Raw genomic sequence first — 17,963 nt, forward strand, 5'->3', positions numbered from 1 at the left:
GAGATCCCGTTCCTTACCGAATGATGTAGATGGTCGCGAAAAGACCAATCCAGACGACGTCGACGAAGTGCCAGTAGTAGGACACGACGATCGCGCTGGTGGCCTGCTCATGCGTGAAGCGCTTCGCGGCGTACGTGCGTCCCAGCATGAACAGGAACGCGATCAGGCCACCGGTCACGTGCAGGCCGTGGAAGCCCGTCGTCAGGTAGAACACCGAGGTGTAGGCGTTAGCGGACAGGGTCGCGCCGTCTGACGCCAGCTCCATGTACTCGTACAGCTGCCCGGCGATGAAGACCGAGCCCATCAGGAAGCTGACGAAGTACCAGAAACGGAGCTTGCCGACCTGCCCCTTCTCCGCGGCCCACACGCCGAGCTGGCACGTCACACTCGACAGCACCAGGATCGTCGTGTTGACCGTCGCGAACGGGATGTTCAGGTGAGCACCTTCGGCGGCGATCGCGCCTGCGGGCAGGAGCGAAGGACCCCATTCGAGGTGCTTGCCGATGCTCACGGACCGGATGGTGAAGTACATCGCGAACAGCGCCGCGAAGAACATGAGCTCAGAGGACAGCCAGACGATCGTCCCGACGCTGACCAGGTTGGGTCTGCGGAACGGTTGTGCTGTCGTCGTCGAAGTTATTGCGGATGCTGTCGCCACGGGCAGCATTATTGCGGCTCCATCAGTCGGTCCGGCGCACGACCCCCCGTTAGCAGGTACAAACCGGCCATCAACCTGGGATAATTGCCGCAAAACGCCCCTCTGGGGCGGCGGCCTGGGTCTGCACGCCGGAGCACCGGTACGATCCAGGGTGACCATACCGCTACGACCGATAGTGAGCGCGACAGTGACGTCATCAGGCAGCACCGACGACACGATGAGGGTCCTCGTCTACAGCGACGACGCCGCCACGAGGGCTGAGGTGATCCAGGCCATCGGCAGGCGGCCCGCGGCGGACGTCCCCCTGGTCGAGATCGTGGAGTGCGCCACCGAGCCGAAGGTCCACCAGTGGCTGGGGTCCGGGCAGATCGACGTGGCCGTCCTCGACGGCGAGACCCAGCCCGCCGGCGGCATGGGCGTCTCCCGCCAGGCCAAGGACGAGGTCTACGACTGCCCGCCGATCTGCCTGCTCATCGCCCGCCGCGACGACCGCTGGCTGGCCGAGTGGTCCAAGGCCGACGCCGTCGTCCCCCAGCCCCTGGAGCCCATGGTGCTGGCCGACGCGGTGGCCGACCTCATGCGCCGTCGCAATTCCACCCGACTCAACGCTAAGTAGGTGCCCATGGACTCCCGGACGACCTGGCCCGCCCTGCTGTCGGCTCTCCTCGCCGGAGAGCACCTCACCTCGGACGAGACGGCCTGGGCGATGCGGGAGATCATGTCCGGCACCGCGACGCCCTCGCAGATCGCGGGGTTCGTGACCGCCCTGCGCGCCAAGGGCGAGTCGGTGTCGGAGGTGGTGGGCCTGGCCCGCACCATGCTGGAGTTCGCCACGCCGCTGCGGGTCGAGGGGCCCGTGGTCGACATCGTCGGCACCGGCGGCGACCGCGCCCACACCGTCAACGTCTCGACGATGGCCGCCATCGTGACCGCGGCGGCCGGCGCCCGCGTGGTCAAGCACGGCAACCGGGCCGCCTCCTCCTCGTGCGGGGCCGCCGACGTCCTGGAGCATCTGGGCATCCGCCTGGACCTCACGCCCGAGCAGACGGCGCGGGTGGCCCGCGAGGCGGGCATCGCGTTCTGCTTCGCCCCGGTCTACCACCCCGCGCTGCGCTTCGCCGGTCCCACCCGCAAGGAGATCGGCATCCCGACGATCTTCAACTTCCTCGGCCCGCTCACCAACCCGGCCCGGCCCACCGCCCAGGCCATCGGCGTCTACGACGCCCGCATGGTGCCCGTGCTGGCCGGGGTGTTCGCCGAGCGCGGCGTCAGCGCCCTGGTCTTCCGCGGCGACGACGGCCTCGACGAGCTGACCATCGCCGGCACCTCCACCGTCTGGGTGGTCAAGGACGGCGCGGCCACGCAGACCATGTTCGACCCGCGGGTCCTCGGCATCCCCCGCGCCGACGTGGGCGCGCTGCGCGGCGGCGACGTGGCCTTCAACGCCCAGGCCGTGCACGACGTGCTGAGCGGCGAGAGCGGCCCGGTGCGCGACGCGGTGCTGCTCAACGCCGCCGCGGCCCTGGTGGCCCACGAGGGGCCCGGGGACGACCTGGACACGTCCATGAGGGCCGGCTACGACCGCGCGGCCCAGGCGGTGGACTCAGGGGCCGCCAAGGCCGTCCTGGAGCGCTGGGTGGAGGTCAGCGGCTCCTGCTGAGCCCTCCCCACGGCGAAGGCGCGCCCCCACGAGGGAGGACGCGCCTTTTTCGTGCGCTTTCTCGTGCCCTTTCGTACCCCTTCGTGCCTTTTTTCGTGCTCAGAACGTTATGGTGGGGCCCGCCTTGAGCGTGCTCCACTTCAGCCACTCGTGCCACTTCTCCTGCCAGTGGCCCCAGCCGTTCGTCGGCTCCAGCTTGCGCGGGCTGCCGGTGATGATGATGGGATCGCCGATCAGGGTGTTCTTGATGAACCAGGCGGCGTTCTCCGGGCTGACGTTCACGCAGCCGTGGCTGACGTTGGAGTTGCCCTGGGAGCCGACCGACCAGGGGGCGCTGTGGACGTACTCGCCGCTGTTGGAGATGCGTACGGTGTTGTAGACGGTGAGCTGGTAGTAGCCGGACTGGCCGGGGCCGATGCCCGGCGAGGTCATGACGGTGACCGGCTCGCGGGACATCGCGAGGTGGATGCCCGAGGTGGTGTAGTACTTCCAGCTTCCGCCCTGGCCGGCGCTCATCGGCATGGCGCGGATGCGCTTGCCGTCGCGGCGCACGTAGAGCACGTGCTCGTCGGTGCTGCCCTTGGTGATCTGCGAGCGGCCGATCTTGAAGTCGAGCTTCACGTCGCGCTTGCCGTACAGGCCGGGGGCGCCCTGGACGCCGGCCAGCTTGGCCTCCAGTCGCACCTTCGTGTGGGCCGGCCAGTACTCCTGGGGCCGGAAGTCCACGTGCGAGGAGTCGAACCAGTGCCAGGCGCCCTCGACCGGCTTGCTGCTGCGTACGACGAGGTTGCGCTCGATCGCGACGCGGTCGGTGACCGGCTTGTCGAAGGTGATCATGATGGGCATGCCGACGCCGACCGTCAGGCCCGTGTCGTCCTTGTTCGGGGTGATGGTGGCGATGTCGAACGTGCCCTTGCCCTTCACGGTCGTGAACGTGCTGGTGGCCTCGCTCCGCTTGCCCGACGGGTCCACCGAGACGGCGGTGACCGTGTAGGCGGTGCCTGGACGGGCGGTGGCGGTGCTGCGCCAGCGGGTGCCGTCCGAGCTGAGCACGCCCGGCAGTTTGCCCGCCTTGCCGCCGTCCACGCGGACGCCGGTCAGCTTCCCGCCGGTGGCCGAGACGACGACGGTCTGGTCGGTCGGCACGTTCGCGCTCTTGTCGCGCGGCGAGAACGCCACCGAGGCCGTACGAGCCCCGCCGGCCATGGCGGTCGTGTCCTTCTCGCCGCCGCCCGCCGAACACGCCGAGCAGGCCGCCAGCAGGGCCACGGCCAGCAGGCCGGCCGTTCCATACGCTCCTCGCTCCACGAGTGACTCCCTCGCTGCAGGTCGGTCCGCTTCTGCCTCCTTTATTACCCTGAGTGACTGAATAGGCGCATCCGGACACTGGTAAAGAACGCCGAAAAAGCGGACGCCATCCCCTAAGTGGGGAAGGCGCCCGCTCCGTGGCCGGGCACCGCTCAGTGCGAGAAGTTGCCCCGGTAGTACTGGAAGACGAACCCGATCATGGCCATGATGACCAGGAAGAGCCCGATCAGGAACATCCAGAAGCCGATCACGAACCCGGCGAAGGCGAAGGCCGCCGCCAGGCACAGGAACAGCGGCCACCAGCTGCTCGGGCTGAAGAAGCCGATCTCGCCCGCGCCGTCGCTGATGTCGGCCTGCTTGTTGTCCTCCGGCTGCGGACCGATGCGCCGCGAGGTGAACATCAGGTAGTAGCCGACCATGAACGCGAAGCCGACCGAGATGGCCATGGCGGTGGTGCCGACCGGCTCACCCACGCCCGTCGCCGCCTTGGTCCAGAACCAGTAGGCGACGTCGACGCCGGCGAAGAACAGCCCGCACAGCAGGAACAGCCAACCCTGGACCTTCATCAGGCCTCGACCTCCCCGGCCGGCTTGTCAGCCTTGGCGCTCTTGTGCGACGAGTCTGCGGACGTGTGCGGGAAACGCAGGTCGAACGCGGGACGCTCGGACCGGATGGGCGGCAGCGAGGTGAAGTTGTGCCGCGGCGGCGGGCAGGACGTGGCCCACTCCAGCGAGCCGCCGTAGCCCCACGGGTCGTCCACGGTGACCTTGGGCGCGCTGCGCCAGGTCTTCCACACGTTGTACAGGAACGGCAGCGTGGACAGGCCGAGGACGAACGCGCCCACCGACGAGATCATGTTGAGGTCGGTGAACTTGTCGGCCGCGCTGTAGTCGGCGTAGCGGCGCGGGAAGCCCACCACGCCGAGCCAGTGCTGCACCAGGAACGTGGTGTGGAAGCCGATGAACAGCAGCCAGAAGTGCAGCTTGCCCAGCTTGTCGTTGAGCATCCTGCCGGTGAACTTGGGCCACCAGAAGTAGAAGCCCGCGAACATGGCGAACACGACGGTGCCGAAGACCACGTAGTGGAAGTGGGCGACGACGAAGTAGGTGTCGCTGATGTGGAAGTCGAGCGGCGGCGAGGCCAGGATGACGCCCGTCAGGCCGCCCAGGAGGAACGTGATCAGGAAGCCGACCGAGAACAGCATCGGCGACTCGAAGCTCAGGTGCCCCCGCCACATCGTGCCGATCCAGTTGAAGAACTTCACGCCCGTCGGCACCGCGATGAGGAACGTCATGAACGAGAAGAACGGCAACAGGACCTGACCGGTCGGGAACATGTGGTGCGCCCAGACCGTGATGGACAGACCCGCGATCGCGATGGTCGCGGCCACGAGGCTGATGTAACCGAAGATCGGCTTACGGCTGAAGACCGGCAGGATCTCGGTGACGATGCCGAAGAACGGCAGCGCGATGATGTAGACCTCGGGATGCCCGAAGAACCAGAACAGGTGCTGCCACAGCAACGCTCCGCCGTTGTCGGAGTCGAAGATGTGCGTGCCGAGCTTGCGGTCGGCCTCCAGCGCGAGCAGCGCGGCGGCCAGCACCGGGAAGGCCATCAGCACGAGCATGCTGGTGAGCAGGATGTTCCAGGTGAAGATCGGCATCCGGAACATCGTCATGCCGGGAGCGCGCATGCAGATGATCGTGGTGATGAAGTTGACCGCGCCGAGGATCGTGCCGAGACCGGACAGCGCGAGGCCCATGAGCCACAGGTCGCCGCCGATGCCGGGCGAGTTGATCGCGTTGGACAGCGGGGTGTAGGCGAACCAGCCGAAGGAGGCCGCGCCGCCCGGGGTGAAGAAGCCGGAGACCGCGATGATGCTGCCGAACAGGTAGAGCCAGTAGCTCACCATGTTGAGCCGCGGGAAGGCCACGTCGGGGGCGCCGATCTGCAGCGGCATGAGCTCGTTGGCGAAGCCCGCGAACAGCGGCGTCGCGAACATGAGCAGCATGATCGTGCCGTGCATGGTGAACAGCTGGTTGAACTGCTCGTTGCTGGTGAACTGCAGCCCCGGCTGGGCCAGCTCCGCCCGCATGATCAGCGCCATCACGCCGCCGATCAGGAAGAACACGAACGACGTGATGAGGTACATGTGTCCAATGATCTTGTGATCAGTGGACGACATCCACTTCGCGATGATCTGACCCTTGGTGACGGGCCGGATGACCGGTGTGCGGACCGGTGGATCTTGAATGGCGGTCACTGGGCGCTCCCAGCCTGGTGTGTCGCGATGTACTGGTCGAACTCTTGCTGCGGGACGAGCTTGACGGAGAACAGCATGCGGCTGTGGTCGACACCGCACAGCTCGGCGCAGCGCCCGGCGAAGACGCCCGTCTTGTCCAGGGTCTTGACCTGGAACTTACGGCCCGGGTTGCCGTCGGGGATGCCGGGGATGATGTCACGCTTGAACAGGAACTCCGGCACCCAGAAGGAGTGGATGACGTCGTCCGTCGACAGGTCGAACTCGATCTCCTGGTTGACCGGGAGGACGAGCTGCGGGCCCTGGTGGTAGTCGTGCACCGGAGTGCCGGCGACCGGCTGCGTGGTCTTGCCGTTGTAGGTCGTCGTGAAGCGCCAGCTCCACTGATATGCCTCCACCTTGACCTTGACGGGCGCGTTGCCGCTCACCTTCGCCAGGGCCTCGCTGTCGCGGGCGGTGAAGAAGAAGAACACCGAGACCATGACCAGCGGGATCAAGGTGTAGAGCATCTCGATCGGCAGGTTGTAGCGCACCTGCGGAGGCAGGTCGGCCTTGGCCCGGCGCTTCCGGTGGAAGAAGGAGGCCCACAGAATCAGGACGATGACGACGGCACCCGTGGCGAGCGCGGCGATCCAGGCCCCGTTCCACAGGGTCTGAACTATGCCGCCCTGCTCGGTGACGTGGTCGGGAAGCAAGCCACGAGACCAGTTGGCCTCGGGCACGTCATTAGCACACGCCGTAGCAGTGGCCAGCAGCAACGCCAGAGCGGCGGCGCGTGGCACCCTGCGCCGGGCCAACGAACGCCGCGTACGGCGAGTCGGACTCACGGATCGCCTACCCCACAGATGAAGCCCAAGGGTCTTTCCCTCGGGTGCTCGTATTTCCCATGCACAACTGAATGCAGAACACATTAGCGTGCAGGTGGCCCGCCCCACCGCGCGACCCCTCAGTGGACCGCAAGTGGGACGATTGGTCTCGTGGCGTATTTCGACGCGGCCTCGAGCGAGCCGCTCCACCCGCAGGCGCGCGAGGCGCTGCTGGCGGCGATCGACGTCGGCTGGGCCGACCCCGCGAGACTGTACGGCCAGGCCCGCCGCGCGCACCTGCTGCTGGAGCAGGCCCGCACGGAGGTCGCCGAGGCGCTCGGCGCGCGCGCGGACGAGGTGTCGTTCACCGCGTCCGGCACGCAGGCCGTGCATCTCGGCGTCCTCGGCACCCTACACGGAAGGCGCAGGGCCGGACGCCACCTGGTGGTCTCGGCGGTCGAGCACTCCAGCGTGCTGCACGCGGCCCAGCTGCACGAACGCGACGGCGGCACGGTCGAGACCGTGGGCGTCGGCCTGACCGGCCGGGTCGATCCCGCCACGTTCGCCGCGGCGGTGGCCCGGCCGGACACCGCCCTGGCCTGCCTGCAGACGGCCAACCACGAGGTGGGCACGCTGCAGCCGGTCGCCGAGGCCGCCGCGGCCTGCCGCGAGCACGGCGTGCCCCTGCTGGTGGACGCCGCCCAGACGGCCGGTCGCGTGCCGGTCCCCGCGGGCTGGTCGGTGCTGACCGCCAGCGCGCACAAGTGGGGCGGCCCGGCCGGGGTGGGCGTCCTGGTGGTGCGCAAGGGCACCAGGTTCCGCTCGTTCCTGCCGGAGGACGAGCGGGAGCGGCGGCGGGTGCCGGGCTTCGAGAACGTCCCGGCGATCGTGGCCGCCGCGGCGGCGCTGCGCGCGACGGCCGCCGAGGCGGCCGAGGAGCAGGCGCGGCTGTCGGCGCTGGTGGACAGGATCAGGCGGACGGTGCCGGGGATCGTCCCGGACGTGGAGGTGATCGGCGACCCGGTGGACCGGGCGCCGCACATCGTCACCTTCTCCTGCCTCTACGTCGACGGCGAGGCCCTGCTCACCGAGCTCGACCGGGCGGGCTTCGCCGTGTCGTCCGGGAGCTCGTGCACCGCTAGTACGCTTCGTCCATCGCACGTCCTCGAAGCGATGGGCGTGCTCACGCACGGCAATGTCCGGGTGTCACTGCCCAGGGGCGCTTCGGCGGCCGAGGTCGACAGGTTCCTCGGCGTGCTGCCCGAGCTGGTGCGCCGCATCCGCCAGGACGCAGGAGTCACATGACCGAGGTCACGCAGCCGGCTTTGACGATCGACGCGCTCGGCAAGAAGTGCCCGATCCCGATCATCATGCTCGCCGAGCAGATCAACGCCGTGCCGCTGAACGCGGTGGTCGCGGTGCTGGCCGACGATCCGGCGGCCTACAACGACGTGCCGGCCTGGTGCCGGCTGAAGTCGCACCGCCATGTCGGCTCGTACGAGCTGCCGGGGGGCGGCTGGGCGATACACGTGAGGCGTAATTACTGATTCATCCAGTTTGTCTGGGTAGGGGCTCCTCGTACGCGAAACGACCAGACCGGGGGTGAGCCATGACCAGCGGACACGAGACCGCCCGCGACGTGATGAGCACCGGAGCCGAGTGCATCGGCGCGCACGAGACGCTCGACCGGGCCGCGCAGATGATGCGCTCCCACGGCGTGGGTGCGCTGCCGGTGTGCGGGCCCGACGAGCGGGTGACGGGCATCATCACCGACCGCGACATCGTGGTGAAGTGCGTGGCGGCGGGCCACGACCCGTCGCAGGTGACGGCCGGCGAGCTGGCGACGGGCCTGGTGTGGGTGAGCGCGGACACCAGCGTCGAGGAGGCGCTGGCGCGCATGGAGGAGCACCGCATCAAGCGCCTGCCGGTGATGGACGGCGACCGGATCGTCGGCATGATCAGCGAGGCCGACCTGGCCAAGCACCTGCCGGACGACCAGCTCGCCGAGTTCGTGCACCGGGTGTACGGCGGCGGCTGAGAAGGCGCGCGTGACGCCCCCGCCTCAGGGCGGGGGCGTTTCTCGTTCTCTGATCAGGCGCGGCTACGGGTGGTGGCAGCGGACGTGCGCGCCGACCTCGGCCGCGGCGTCCGCGCCGTAGGCGGCGGCGAAGCGCTCCAGGAAGACCGTCTGGCCGAGCTCGTACTCCTGGCCGCCCACCCGCTCCAGCACGTGCGTGGCTGTGAGGTTGCCCACCTGGCCGCAGCGCTCCAGCGACAGCCCCCAGGCCAGCGCGGACAGGAAGCCGGCGCGGAAGGCGTCGCCGACGCCCGTGGGGTCGGCCTTGCCGCGCTCGGGCGAGGGCGCGACCTGGATGGAGGGCTCGCCGGCGCGGTCGATGACGGCGCCCTTGGGGCCGAGCGTGGTGATCCGCACGCCGACCCTGGCCAGGATCTCCTCGTCGGACCAGCCGGTCTTCTGCTCGATCAGGCCCTTCTCGTAGTCGTTGGAGAACAGGTAGGCCGCGCCGTCGACGAGCTTGCGGATCTGGTCGTCCTCCATGCGGGCGAGCTGCTGGGAGATGTCGGCCGCGAACGGGATGCCGCGCTGGCGGCACTCCTCGGTGTGCCGCAGCATCGCGTCGGGGTCGTTGGGGCTGATGAGCACGAGGTCGAGCCCCCCGAGGCGGTCGGCTACCGGCTTGAGCTCGATGAGCCGCGCCTCGGCCATCGCCCCGGTGTAGAAGGAGGCGATCTGGTTGTGGTGCTCGTCGGTGGTGCACAGGAAGCGCGCCGTGTGCTGGGTCTCGGAGACGTGCACCGAGTCGCAGTCGACCCCGTGGCGCTCCAGCCAGGACCGGTAGTCGGCGAAGTCGTTGCCGACGGCTCCCACCAGGACGGGCCGCAGGCCGAGGCAGCCCATGCCGAAGGCGATGTTCGCGGCGCAGCCGCCGCGCCGGATCTGCAGATCGTCGACCAGGAACGACAATGACACCCGGTCGAGCTGTTCGGCGATGAGCTGCTCGCCGAAACTGCCGGGGAACGTCATCAGATGGTCGGTCGCGATGGAGCCGGTTACGGCGATGCGCACGGGATTCTTCTTCCTCGTTGTCAGCAGGCCAATGAGCCCCACGAGAATACGCCAGGGTCCCGCACGCACAAAGGCGAGCGGGACCCTGGCGGCGCCGGCTAGTTGAACGAGTCGCCGCAGGCGCAGGAGCCGGTGGCGTTGGGGTTGTCGATGGTGAACCCCTGCTTCTCGATCGTGTCGACGAAGTCGATGGAGGCGCCCATGAGGTAAGGAGCGCTCATCCGGTCGGTGACCACGTTGACGCCGCCGAACTCCGTCACGACGTCGCCGTCCATGGACCGATCGTCGAAGAAGAGCTGGTAGCGCAGGCCGGAGCAACCACCCGGCTGCACCGCGACCCGAAGCTGCAGCCCCTCCTCGCCCTGCTGCTCAAGCAGGCTCTTGACCTTCGCGGCGGCCGCGTCGGTCAGGATCAGGCCCTGCGTCGTGGTCTCGCTGCTCTCAACCGTCATCTCGCTGACTCCCTAACTGGGGCTGTCTGTTCTCGACGTCCTACTAATGACGCTACCAACACCGGGGCCATGCCACACATTCCCGGGCCCCTGCCTCGGGGAACAACCGGCTTCCCCCGTGTGTCATAGTGAGTATCGTCTTTCTGACGATAAGCCTCATGAGGGGAGTGTGGCCATGGCCACCGAGACTGGGCTTCCGCTCTTCGTGCTCGGCCGGGGCGCCGATCCGCACAGCGAGCAGGGCGTCGACTGCCCCGGCGAGCTGCCCCCCGCCTCGGACCCGGGGCTGGTGGAGCGCGCCCGCAAGGCCAAGGAGACGCTGGGCGACCGGCTGTTCGTGCTCGGCCACCATTACCAGCGTGACGAGGTCATCCAGTTCGCCGACGTGACGGGCGACTCCTTCAAGCTCGCCCGGCAGGCGGCGGCGCGGCCGGAGGCGGAGTACATCGTCTTCTGCGGCGTGCACTTCATGGCCGAGTCGGCCGACATCCTCACCGGCGACGCCCAGAAGGTCGTCCTGCCCGACCTGGCGGCCGGCTGCTCGATGGCCGACATGGCCACCTTCGACCAGGTCGAGGAGTGCTGGGAGGCGCTGGAGGACGCCGGTCTGTCCGAGCGGGTGGTGCCGGTCACGTACATGAACTCCAGCGCCGACATCAAGGCCTTCTGCGGCCGCAACGGCGGCGTCGTCTGCACCTCCTCGAACGCCCGCCGGGCCCTCGACTGGGCCTTCGAGCGGGGCGAGAAGGTGCTGTTCCTGCCCGACCAGCACCTCGGGCGCAACACGGCGGTGCTGGAGATGGGCATGACGCTCGACGACTGCGTGGTGTGGAACCCGCACCGGCCGAACGGCGGTCTCACCCAGGAGCAGCTCGACCGGGCCAGGATGATCCTCTGGCGCGGCCACTGCTCCGTGCACGGCCGCTTCACGGCCGAGTCGGTGGACGACGTACGGGCCCGCATCCCCGGCGTGAACGTCCTGGTGCACCCCGAGTGCCGGCACGAGGTCGTGCTCAAGGCCGACCAGGTCGGCTCGACCGAGTACATCATCAAGGCGCTGGAGGCCGCCCCCGCCGGGTCGAGCTGGGCCGTCGGCACCGAGCTCAACCTGGTCAAGCGGCTGGCGGGGATGTTCCCCGACAAGAACGTCTCGTTCCTGGACCGTACGGTCTGCTACTGCTCGACCATGAACCGGATCGACCTGCCCCACCTGGTGTGGGCGCTGGAGTCGCTGACGCTGGGCGAGGTCGTCAACCAGATCACGGTCGACCCGGACACCGCCCACTGGGCGCGGGTCGCCCTGGACCGGATGCTCGCCCTGCCGTAGGCCGCGCGTCCCTGCCGATAACCGGGCGGGTCACTGGGCGAAGTCGTAGCCGACCCTGATCGTCACCGCGAGGCTCTGGCGGCCGGGGCCGAGCGAGGACCGGTCCTCGGCGGCGCCCGCGGCGGCGAGCGCCAGCGGCTGCGGGCCGCCCCTGACCTCCTCGGCGACCGACACCACCCGGCCGAGCGGGCGGCCGGCCAGCTCGGCGTACCTGGCGGCCTTGGCGGCGGCGTCGCGGAAGGCCCGCGTCCGCGCCTCGGCGAGGGCGGCGGCCGGGTCCGACAGCTCGAACGACACCCCGTTCAGCCGGGCCTCCTCGCCGATCCCGGCCACCGTGTCGATCACCCGGTCGGCCCGCGCCAGGTCGCGCACCACGACCTCGACGCCCTGCGCCGCGCGGTAGGCCGACACCTTGGGGTAGGACTCGTACTCGGGGCCGAGCGACAGCTCGACGGTGCGTACGTCCTCGTCCGCGACGCCCTCCTCGCGCAGCGCCCCGGCCAGGCGGGCGGCGGCGGCGCGGGCCGCGGTGAACGCCTCCGCCGCCGACTGCCTGCGGGCCTCCACGCCCGCGTACAGGCGCAGGACGTCCGGCGCGGCCAGGACCGCGCCCTCCCCGACGACGGTGATGTCCACGATGGTGTCCTCCCGGGACTCCGGCACGGCCACGACGGGCTCGGCGCGGCACCCGGCTCGGGTGCCCCTCCGGGCGGCCGGCCAAACCCCGCCGTCATCATCGCGCGCCGCCTCACCCCGTGGCCAGGACCGCGTCCACGATCATCCAGGGGTCGCGGAGCTGGAGGCGGCGGCGGGCGTGCGGCGCGCGGACCAGCCGGCCGCCCAGCTCGGCGGCCAGCCGCCCGGCGCACCCGTCGTCGCGGCCCGCGGCGAGCACGGTCACCGGCACCTCGGGCAGCGGCTTGTCCTCGCGCAGGCGGCGCAGGTCGGCGGCCATGCCGCGGCGGGCCAGCCACTCCCCCACCACCGCGACGGGCACCTTGCCCATGCGGTAGACGTCGTACGGGTCCGGCATCCCGGCCAGCCGCCGGTGCGCGGCCGGGCCGGTCAGGCGGGCCAGCGCCGCCGCGCCCCACGTCACGCCGAGCGCGGGCAGGCATCGGCCGAGCGCGCGCGCGGCCGCGGGCGGCTGCCGCCGGTCCGGGCAGGCCGGCTCGACGAGCACGAGCGCGGCCACGCACAGCGGATGCAGCCGCGCGAACGCCTCCGCGTGCCAGCACGCCACCCCCTGGGCGACGACGGTGACCCGTTCGGGATGCGCGGGCGCGAGCGCGGCCAGGCGGGCGGCCTCGGCGTACAGGCTGGGCGGGGCCGGCGAGCGCGGGCTCAGCCCGAGCCCCGGCCGGTCGAAGCGGATGACCCGGCGGGCGCCGGCCAGCCCGCGCGCCACCGCGTCCCAGTGGAACCAGGCACCTCCCTGGCCTCCGGTGAGGAGCACCGCGGGCCCGTCGCCCTCCTCGACGACGTGCGGGGGTCCGTGCGCGGTGACCGGCCAGTCGGCGACGAGCAGGCGCAGTGCCACGTACACCAGCCAGACGGCGACGAGCGTGAGCAGGGCGCGGTCGGCGAGGCCCGCGCCGCGCCCCGCGGCCAGCGCGGCGCCGACCAGCGCCGTGGCGGTGACCGCCAGGGCGGTCATCACCCAGGCCGTACGGGCCCGCCACCGCGCCGCGAGCAACGCCATGGCGGCCAGCGCCGACGCCGTGCACAGCGCACCGGCGGCCAGGTGCGCGAGCCGGCTCGGCGGCGGCCAGGTGGCGCCGCAGCCGGGGTTGCTGAGCACCGCGCAGTCCAGCGGCAGCGCCGCCCCCACCGCCACGAGCAGCCCGTACGCGGCCAGCGCCGCCCACCCGGGCCCCTCCCCCGCCACGCGCGGCACCAGCGCCACGCCGAGCAGGCAGGCCAGCCCGGCGAGCGCGTCGCTCACCCGGAACAGGTGCGTCCACGGCTGGTCACGGGCGGCGAGCTCGCTGACGTAGCCGTTGGCACGGTCCACCGCCGGCGTCGTGAACTGGCCGGTGATCCAGGCGCTGCCCAGCACGGCCGCCACGATGAACGCCGTGGCCGCGAGCACGTACAATCGTCGCTCCACGTGACGATTAGACCACTAAGGGTCATTACACCCCTGGAGCACCCCATACCGGGAACCATCTACCGAGATCGGACTCAAGGGGCAACTCGCCGTCCAGCACCCCTCTCACCTGGAGTTCGAGCGCGTTGTCGCGCTTCTGGCCGGGCAGCGGCGCGAACGGATAGAACGTTCCGCGCTTGTAGAGGTAGACCACGGCGAGCCGGCGCCCCTCGGGATCGGCGAAGGACACCAGCGAGCACAGCAGCGACGAGCCGAACCCGGCGTCCTCCAGCGAGGAGTTGACCGCGTGCAACTCGGTGACCAGGTCGGCGACCGCCTCCGGCGGCCGGTTGACCAGCAGCCACGTGTAGCCGTAACCGTCGTCGCTCTGCACCACGCGCTCGCCGAGCAGCGCCTTGACGTCACGTTCGAGCGTGGCGAAGGCGCCGCCCTCGGCGGCACGGAACGCCACCGAGCCGAGGCCCGTGGGCGCGAGGCCCGTCGCCGCCTGGAGCGTCACCGCCGCGGACGGCAGCGCGAACAACGCGTCGAGGTCGGGTTTGGCCGGCTTCGACCGGCCGAGCAGCGCATCGAGCCAGCCCATGTGGCTCAACCCCTTCCGAGCTGCGCCGAGATGCCGGCGAGCTGCTGCAGCCGGCGCTCCAGCGACGGGTGGGTGGAGAACAGGGCCGCGATCGACTGGCCGCCGGACAGCGCCGGGACGAAGTAGAAGGCGTTGAACGCCGACGCCTCGCGCAGGTCGCGCGTCGGGATCCTGGCCATGTCACCACTGATCTTCGTCAGCGCGCTGGCCAGCTCGGACGGACGCTGCGTGAGCAGCGCGCCCGCGCGGTCGGCGGCCAGCTCACGGTAGCGCGACAGGGCGCGGGTGAGCAGGAAGCTGACGGCGTACACGAGGACCGAGACGAGCAGGATGATCGCGCCGATCGGGACGCCGCCCTGGCCGTTGCCGCGCCGGCCGCCGAGCCCGCTGTAGAGCGCGAAGCGGGTCATGAGGCCGGCCACGAGGCCCAGGAACGACGCGATCGTCATCACCGCCACGTCGCGGTGCGCGACGTGCGACAACTCGTGCGCGAGCACCCCTTCGAGCTCCCGCGGCTCCAGGCGCCGCAGGATGCCGGTCGTCACGCAGACGACGGCGTTCTTCTGGTTGCGGCCGGTGGCGAACGCGTTGGGGACGTCGGAATCCGCGATCGCCACCCTCGGCTTGGGCATGTCGGCCAGCGCGCAGAGCCGGTCGATCATGCCGTGCAGCTCGGGGGCCTCCTCCGGCGAGACCTCCCGTCCGTGCATCGCGAACAGGGCGATGCGGTCGGACAGGAAGTACTGCACCAGCAGCAGGAGGCCGGCCACCACCAGTACGGTCAGCGCCCGGACGCCCAAGGCGATCAGGACGCCGACGAACACCACGTAGAGCAGCCCGAGCAGGAACATCGTCACGACCATCCGGTTGGTGAGGCCGCGATCGGGCGCGAAACGCGTGCGCATGGCGCTCAGCCCGGAATGAGGCCTTGGTCGCCCAGCATCTCCCGGACCTCCTCGATCGAGGCGTCCGCGGGGGGAAGGATCAGCTCTGACGGCTCAAGGCTGTCGTCCGGCAGGGACTTGCCCACATGGCGCACCTTGTCGAGCAGCGCGTGCAGCTTGACGCGGAACACCTTCTCGTCGCCGGTCTCGATGGCGGCTTCGAGCTCGCTGTCGAGCTCGTTGAGCACGGCGATGTCGTCGGGCGAGATCTCGATCTGACCCTCGCCCATGATTCTGACGATCATGCGTTCTCCCCGGGCTGACGCAGGTGCTGGGTCTGACCCTGGCCCTGCTGGTGCGGCTGGGCCTGCTGCTGCGGCTGGCCCTGCTCGATCGCGGACTGCGGAGCCGGGCCCTGGCCGAGCTCGGCCTTCATCCGGGCCAGCTCCAGCTCGACGTCCATGCCGCCGCCCATGCGGTCGAGCTCGGCCTGGATGTCGTCGCCGCGGGTGCCGGTGACGTCGTCGAGCGCGCCGCTGGCCAGCAGCTCGTCGATCGCGCCCGCGCGAGCCTGCATCTGCGCCGTCTTGTCCTCGGCGCGCTGGATCGCCAGGCCGACGTCGCCCATCTCCTCGGAGATGCCGGAGAACGCCTCGTTGATGCGAGTCTGCGCCTCGGCGGCGGTGTAGGTGGCCTTGATGGTCTCCTTCTTCGTGCGGAAGGCGTCCACCTTGGCCTGCAGGCGCTGGGAAGCCGTGGTCAGCTTCTCCTCCTCGGCCTGCAGGTTGTCGTGCTGGACCTTGAGGTCGGCCATCTGGCTCTGGATGCCGGAACGCCGCTGCAGCGCCTCGCGCGCGAGGTCCTCGCGCCCGACCGACAGCGCCTTGCGCCCCTGCTCCTCAAGCTTCCTGGAAGACTGCTCAAGACCGTTGAGCTGCAGCTCCACCCGCTTACGCGACGTGGCCACGTCGGCCACACCCCTGCGCACCTTCTGCAGCAGCTCCAGCTGCCGCTGGTAGGAGTAGTCAAGGGTCTCGCGCGGATCCTCCATCTTGTCCAAGGCCTTGTTGGCCTTGGACTTGAAGATCATCGAAAGTCTCTTCATCACGCTCATGCGCGTCGGCCGTCCCCTTCTAGGTCGTGCTGGTGTTCACCCAATGCAGCGCAGCCGCCTTGGGATTACCCTACGCATAACGCACGGGGGCGTCACTAAGTTGCAGTCCAGGTAGGGTTGACGTCGTGTTGCGACGCCGTTCCCAGACTTCAGTGGACGACACCCCCGTCCCCGTTGACGATCCTAAGCCCCAGGGTAAAGGACGTCCCACACCCAAGCGCCGCGATCAGGAGAGCCGCCGGCGCCAGCCCGTGCACGCGCCGAAGGATCGCAAAGAGGCCTACCGGCAGATGCGGGCCAAGCAGGCCGCCGAGCGCGACCGCGCCCGCAAGGGCATGCTCGCAGGTGAAGAACGCTACCTCCCGGCCAGGGACAAGGGCCCGGCGCGCAAGTTCGCGCGTGACTGGGTCGACTCCCGGCGGCTGCCGAGCCAGTACTTCCTGCCGTTCTCGCTACTGATCCTGCTGGCCACCTGGGTGCCGTGGCCGCCCGAGATCCGCGCGACGGTGCTCAACATCGTGATCGCCGTCGGCTGGCCGATCATGATGATCGGCGTGGTGGTCACCGGCGTCTACGTCGCCTGGAAGGTGAAGCGGGAGGTGGCGAGCAAGCTCCCGGACGAGAGCGTCAAGGGCGTGGGCTTCTACGCGGCCATGCGGGCGCTGCAGATCCGCAAGCTGCGTTTCCCGCCGCCCACGGTGGCGCCCGGCGGCAAGCCGGTCACCCCGAAGCGCTAACCGCGCGGCGGGCTCTCCGCCTGCCAGCGCAGGACGCCGCGGACCACGACCGGCCGCCGGCCGTCGAGCGGCGTGCCGTGCTCCAGGGCGTCGGCGACGGCTCGCACCAGCGTGTAGTAGGACGGCATGCGCGGGGACATGCCGCCCTCCTCGCCCTCCCAGAGCAGGCCGCCGCCCGCGGCGTCGGCCACGGCGTACGACGGCGCGGCGGCGGCGGGGTCCGTCGTGGCGAGGAACGGGATCCACGTGCCCTCCCAGCCGCCCGCGGCGGACCGGCCGCACAGGAGCCGCCACGCGTCCCTGATCTGCCGGATCCCGAGGTTGGCCGACCCGTCCGCCCAGAACCCGAGCCCGAACGCCCACCTGCCCCGCGAGCCGTTGTGGCGCAGGAGGGAGGCGCGCAGATCGTCGGGGAGGTCCACGCCCATCTGGGCCTCGGCGACGGCGATCGTACCGGCGCGGCCAGGGCCGGCCAGCGTCCGGTAGGTGCGAGGGGCGTTCGCCCTGAGCCAGCGCTCGACGCGCCGCCACTGCCGGTTCACGGCCCGCCGCACGACGGGGTCGATCGGCCGCACCGCCACCGGGCGGGAGACGGCCGGGCAGGCGCTCCCGCCTGCCTCCGGCGTCGGCGTGCCCGCCGGAGGCGTCACGGCGGGTTGCGACGGGGTGAGTGAGCTCTGCGGGGACGGCGTGACGCCCACAGGGGTCCGCTGGGCCGACGCGGCGCCCAGGGTCTGCCCGGGGATCAGGGCGACGGTCAGGACCAGCGCCACGAGCGCCGCGATGCCCGCCCAGACCAGGCCCATCCGCGCGTGACCGACGGACCCGCCCCGGGGCGTACGCGAAGGCTCCGTACGCCGATCGGGCAGGCGGGCCCGGCGGCGCAGCCGGATCGCGATCGCGGTCAGGACGGCCGCCGTCAGCGCCAGCCGTACGAGCTTCAGCACGTCGCGCACCCTATCCCGAAACCGATCAC

General features: G+C 70.4%; 21 protein-coding genes. 7 read left to right on the forward strand and 14 right to left on the reverse strand.

All coding sequences use genetic code 11. From position 1 onward, the window contains the following. Window positions 1-13 precede the first annotated feature (13 nt). Window positions 14-667: an aa3-type cytochrome oxidase subunit III gene (gene ctaE, locus BMW85_RS02745; protein WP_091076361.1), complete on the reverse strand. Its 654-nt coding sequence runs from the start codon at window positions 665-667 to the stop codon at window positions 14-16. A 208-nt stretch (window positions 668-875) separates the two neighbouring features. Here ctaE and BMW85_RS02750 point away from each other — a divergent pair, with 208 nt between their 5' ends. Both BMW85_RS02750 and trpD read left to right on the forward strand, forming a co-directional pair. Next, window positions 876-1,274 carry a hypothetical protein gene (locus tag BMW85_RS02750; RefSeq protein WP_091077172.1) on the forward strand — a complete coding sequence of 133 codons (399 nt, stop codon included), beginning with the start codon at window positions 876-878 and terminating at the stop codon, window positions 1,272-1,274. 6 nt (window positions 1,275-1,280) lie between these two features. After that, window positions 1,281-2,318 carry an anthranilate phosphoribosyltransferase gene (trpD, locus tag BMW85_RS02755; protein ID WP_091076362.1) on the forward strand — a complete coding sequence of 346 codons (1,038 nt, stop codon included), beginning with the start codon at window positions 1,281-1,283 and terminating at the stop codon, window positions 2,316-2,318. Window positions 2,319-2,417: 99 nt separating this feature from the next. Here the strand turns inward: trpD and BMW85_RS02760 are convergent, their stop codons facing one another. The 4 genes from BMW85_RS02760 to ctaC all read right to left on the reverse strand — a co-directional run bounded on the left by BMW85_RS02760 (window position 2,418) and on the right by ctaC (window position 6,713). Continuing rightward, the gene (locus BMW85_RS02760; protein WP_091076365.1) at window positions 2,418-3,626 is read right to left on the reverse strand and encodes a L,D-transpeptidase; all 1,209 of its coding nucleotides are present in this window, start codon (window positions 3,624-3,626) and stop codon (window positions 2,418-2,420) included. A 152-nt stretch (window positions 3,627-3,778) separates the two neighbouring features. Beyond that, window positions 3,779-4,192 carry a cytochrome c oxidase subunit 4 gene (locus tag BMW85_RS02765; protein ID WP_091076368.1) on the reverse strand — a complete coding sequence of 138 codons (414 nt, stop codon included), beginning with the start codon at window positions 4,190-4,192 and terminating at the stop codon, window positions 3,779-3,781. Then, on the reverse strand, window positions 4,192-5,889 hold the full coding sequence (ctaD, locus tag BMW85_RS02770; protein WP_177240459.1) for an aa3-type cytochrome oxidase subunit I: 1,698 nt from the start codon (window positions 5,887-5,889) through the stop codon (window positions 4,192-4,194). Before ctaD ends, BMW85_RS02765 begins: the two co-directional genes overlap by 1 nt. Then, entirely contained in the window at window positions 5,886-6,713 is an 828-nt protein-coding gene (gene ctaC, locus BMW85_RS02775) for an aa3-type cytochrome oxidase subunit II (protein WP_177240460.1), read from the reverse strand. Before ctaC ends, ctaD begins: the two co-directional genes overlap by 4 nt. A 150-nt stretch (window positions 6,714-6,863) precedes the next feature. Here ctaC and BMW85_RS02780 point away from each other — a divergent pair, with 150 nt between their 5' ends. From BMW85_RS02780 to BMW85_RS02790, 3 genes are all read left to right on the forward strand, one after another. Continuing rightward, complete coding sequence (locus BMW85_RS02780) at window positions 6,864-7,997, forward strand: cysteine desulfurase family protein (RefSeq protein ID WP_091076373.1); 1,134 nt, start codon at window positions 6,864-6,866, stop codon at window positions 7,995-7,997. Beyond that, window positions 7,994-8,239 (forward strand): sulfurtransferase TusA family protein, encoded by a 246-nt coding sequence (locus tag BMW85_RS02785; RefSeq protein WP_026214000.1) that lies wholly within the window; start codon window positions 7,994-7,996, stop codon window positions 8,237-8,239. Before BMW85_RS02780 ends, BMW85_RS02785 begins: the two co-directional genes overlap by 4 nt. Window positions 8,240-8,301: 62 nt before the next feature. Continuing rightward, window positions 8,302-8,730 (forward strand): CBS domain-containing protein, encoded by a 429-nt coding sequence (locus BMW85_RS02790; RefSeq protein WP_091076375.1) that lies wholly within the window; start codon window positions 8,302-8,304, stop codon window positions 8,728-8,730. Between the two features lie 63 nt (window positions 8,731-8,793). On the opposite strand, the gene BMW85_RS02795 is transcribed toward BMW85_RS02790, so the two are convergent. Both BMW85_RS02795 and erpA read right to left on the reverse strand, forming a co-directional pair. Beyond that, the gene (locus BMW85_RS02795; RefSeq protein WP_091076377.1) at window positions 8,794-9,780 is read right to left on the reverse strand and encodes a carbohydrate kinase family protein; all 987 of its coding nucleotides are present in this window, start codon (window positions 9,778-9,780) and stop codon (window positions 8,794-8,796) included. 98 nt (window positions 9,781-9,878) lie between these two features. Beyond that, a complete protein-coding gene (gene erpA, locus BMW85_RS02800; protein WP_091076380.1) occupies window positions 9,879-10,232 on the reverse strand; it encodes an iron-sulfur cluster insertion protein ErpA in 354 nt (117 codons plus the stop codon). Between the two features lie 175 nt (window positions 10,233-10,407). On the opposite strand from erpA, the gene nadA reads away from it, so the two are divergent. Then, window positions 10,408-11,559, forward strand: coding sequence for a quinolinate synthase NadA (nadA, locus tag BMW85_RS02805; protein WP_091076382.1), 1,152 nt, complete (start codon window positions 10,408-10,410; stop codon window positions 11,557-11,559). Window positions 11,560-11,589: 30 nt separating this feature from the next. Here nadA and BMW85_RS02810 read toward each other — a convergent pair whose 3' ends face one another. From BMW85_RS02810 to BMW85_RS02835, 6 genes are all read right to left on the reverse strand, one after another. Then, the gene (locus BMW85_RS02810; protein WP_245774575.1) at window positions 11,590-12,222 is read right to left on the reverse strand and encodes an SIMPL domain-containing protein; all 633 of its coding nucleotides are present in this window, start codon (window positions 12,220-12,222) and stop codon (window positions 11,590-11,592) included. 85 nt (window positions 12,223-12,307) lie between these two features. Beyond that, complete coding sequence (locus BMW85_RS02815) at window positions 12,308-13,669, reverse strand: DUF998 domain-containing protein (RefSeq protein ID WP_091076385.1); 1,362 nt, start codon at window positions 13,667-13,669, stop codon at window positions 12,308-12,310. 25 nt (window positions 13,670-13,694) lie between these two features. Continuing rightward, window positions 13,695-14,252: a PspA-associated protein PspAB gene (gene pspAB, locus BMW85_RS02820; protein ID WP_091076388.1), complete on the reverse strand. Its 558-nt coding sequence runs from the start codon at window positions 14,250-14,252 to the stop codon at window positions 13,695-13,697. A 5-nt stretch (window positions 14,253-14,257) separates the two neighbouring features. Further along, entirely contained in the window at window positions 14,258-15,157 is a 900-nt protein-coding gene (gene htpX, locus BMW85_RS02825; RefSeq protein WP_091076389.1) for a zinc metalloprotease HtpX, read from the reverse strand. A gap of 5 nt (window positions 15,158-15,162) precedes the next feature. Continuing rightward, on the reverse strand, window positions 15,163-15,441 hold the full coding sequence (gene pspAA / locus BMW85_RS02830; protein WP_091076392.1) for a PspA-associated protein PspAA: 279 nt from the start codon (window positions 15,439-15,441) through the stop codon (window positions 15,163-15,165). Next, a complete protein-coding gene (locus tag BMW85_RS02835) occupies window positions 15,438-16,250 on the reverse strand; it encodes a PspA/IM30 family protein (RefSeq protein ID WP_177240461.1) in 813 nt (270 codons plus the stop codon). The genes pspAA and BMW85_RS02835 overlap by 4 nt, the downstream gene beginning before the upstream one ends. 152 nt (window positions 16,251-16,402) lie before the next feature. Between BMW85_RS02835 and BMW85_RS02840 the strand changes: the two genes are divergently transcribed. Further along, window positions 16,403-16,987 (forward strand): DUF3043 domain-containing protein, encoded by a 585-nt coding sequence (locus BMW85_RS02840; RefSeq protein WP_281249544.1) that lies wholly within the window; start codon window positions 16,403-16,405, stop codon window positions 16,985-16,987. Here BMW85_RS02840 and BMW85_RS02845 read toward each other — a convergent pair. Further along, the gene (locus tag BMW85_RS02845) at window positions 16,984-17,934 is read right to left on the reverse strand and encodes an SMI1/KNR4 family protein (protein WP_143082071.1); all 951 of its coding nucleotides are present in this window, start codon (window positions 17,932-17,934) and stop codon (window positions 16,984-16,986) included. The two genes, BMW85_RS02840 and BMW85_RS02845, sit on opposite strands and share 4 nt — an antisense overlap. Window positions 17,935-17,963: the final 29 nt, after the last annotated feature.

Origin of the sequence: Nonomuraea wenchangensis (assembly GCF_900111685.1) — a bacterium.
Classification (GTDB): Bacteria; Actinomycetota; Actinomycetes; order Streptosporangiales; family Streptosporangiaceae; genus Nonomuraea; species Nonomuraea wenchangensis.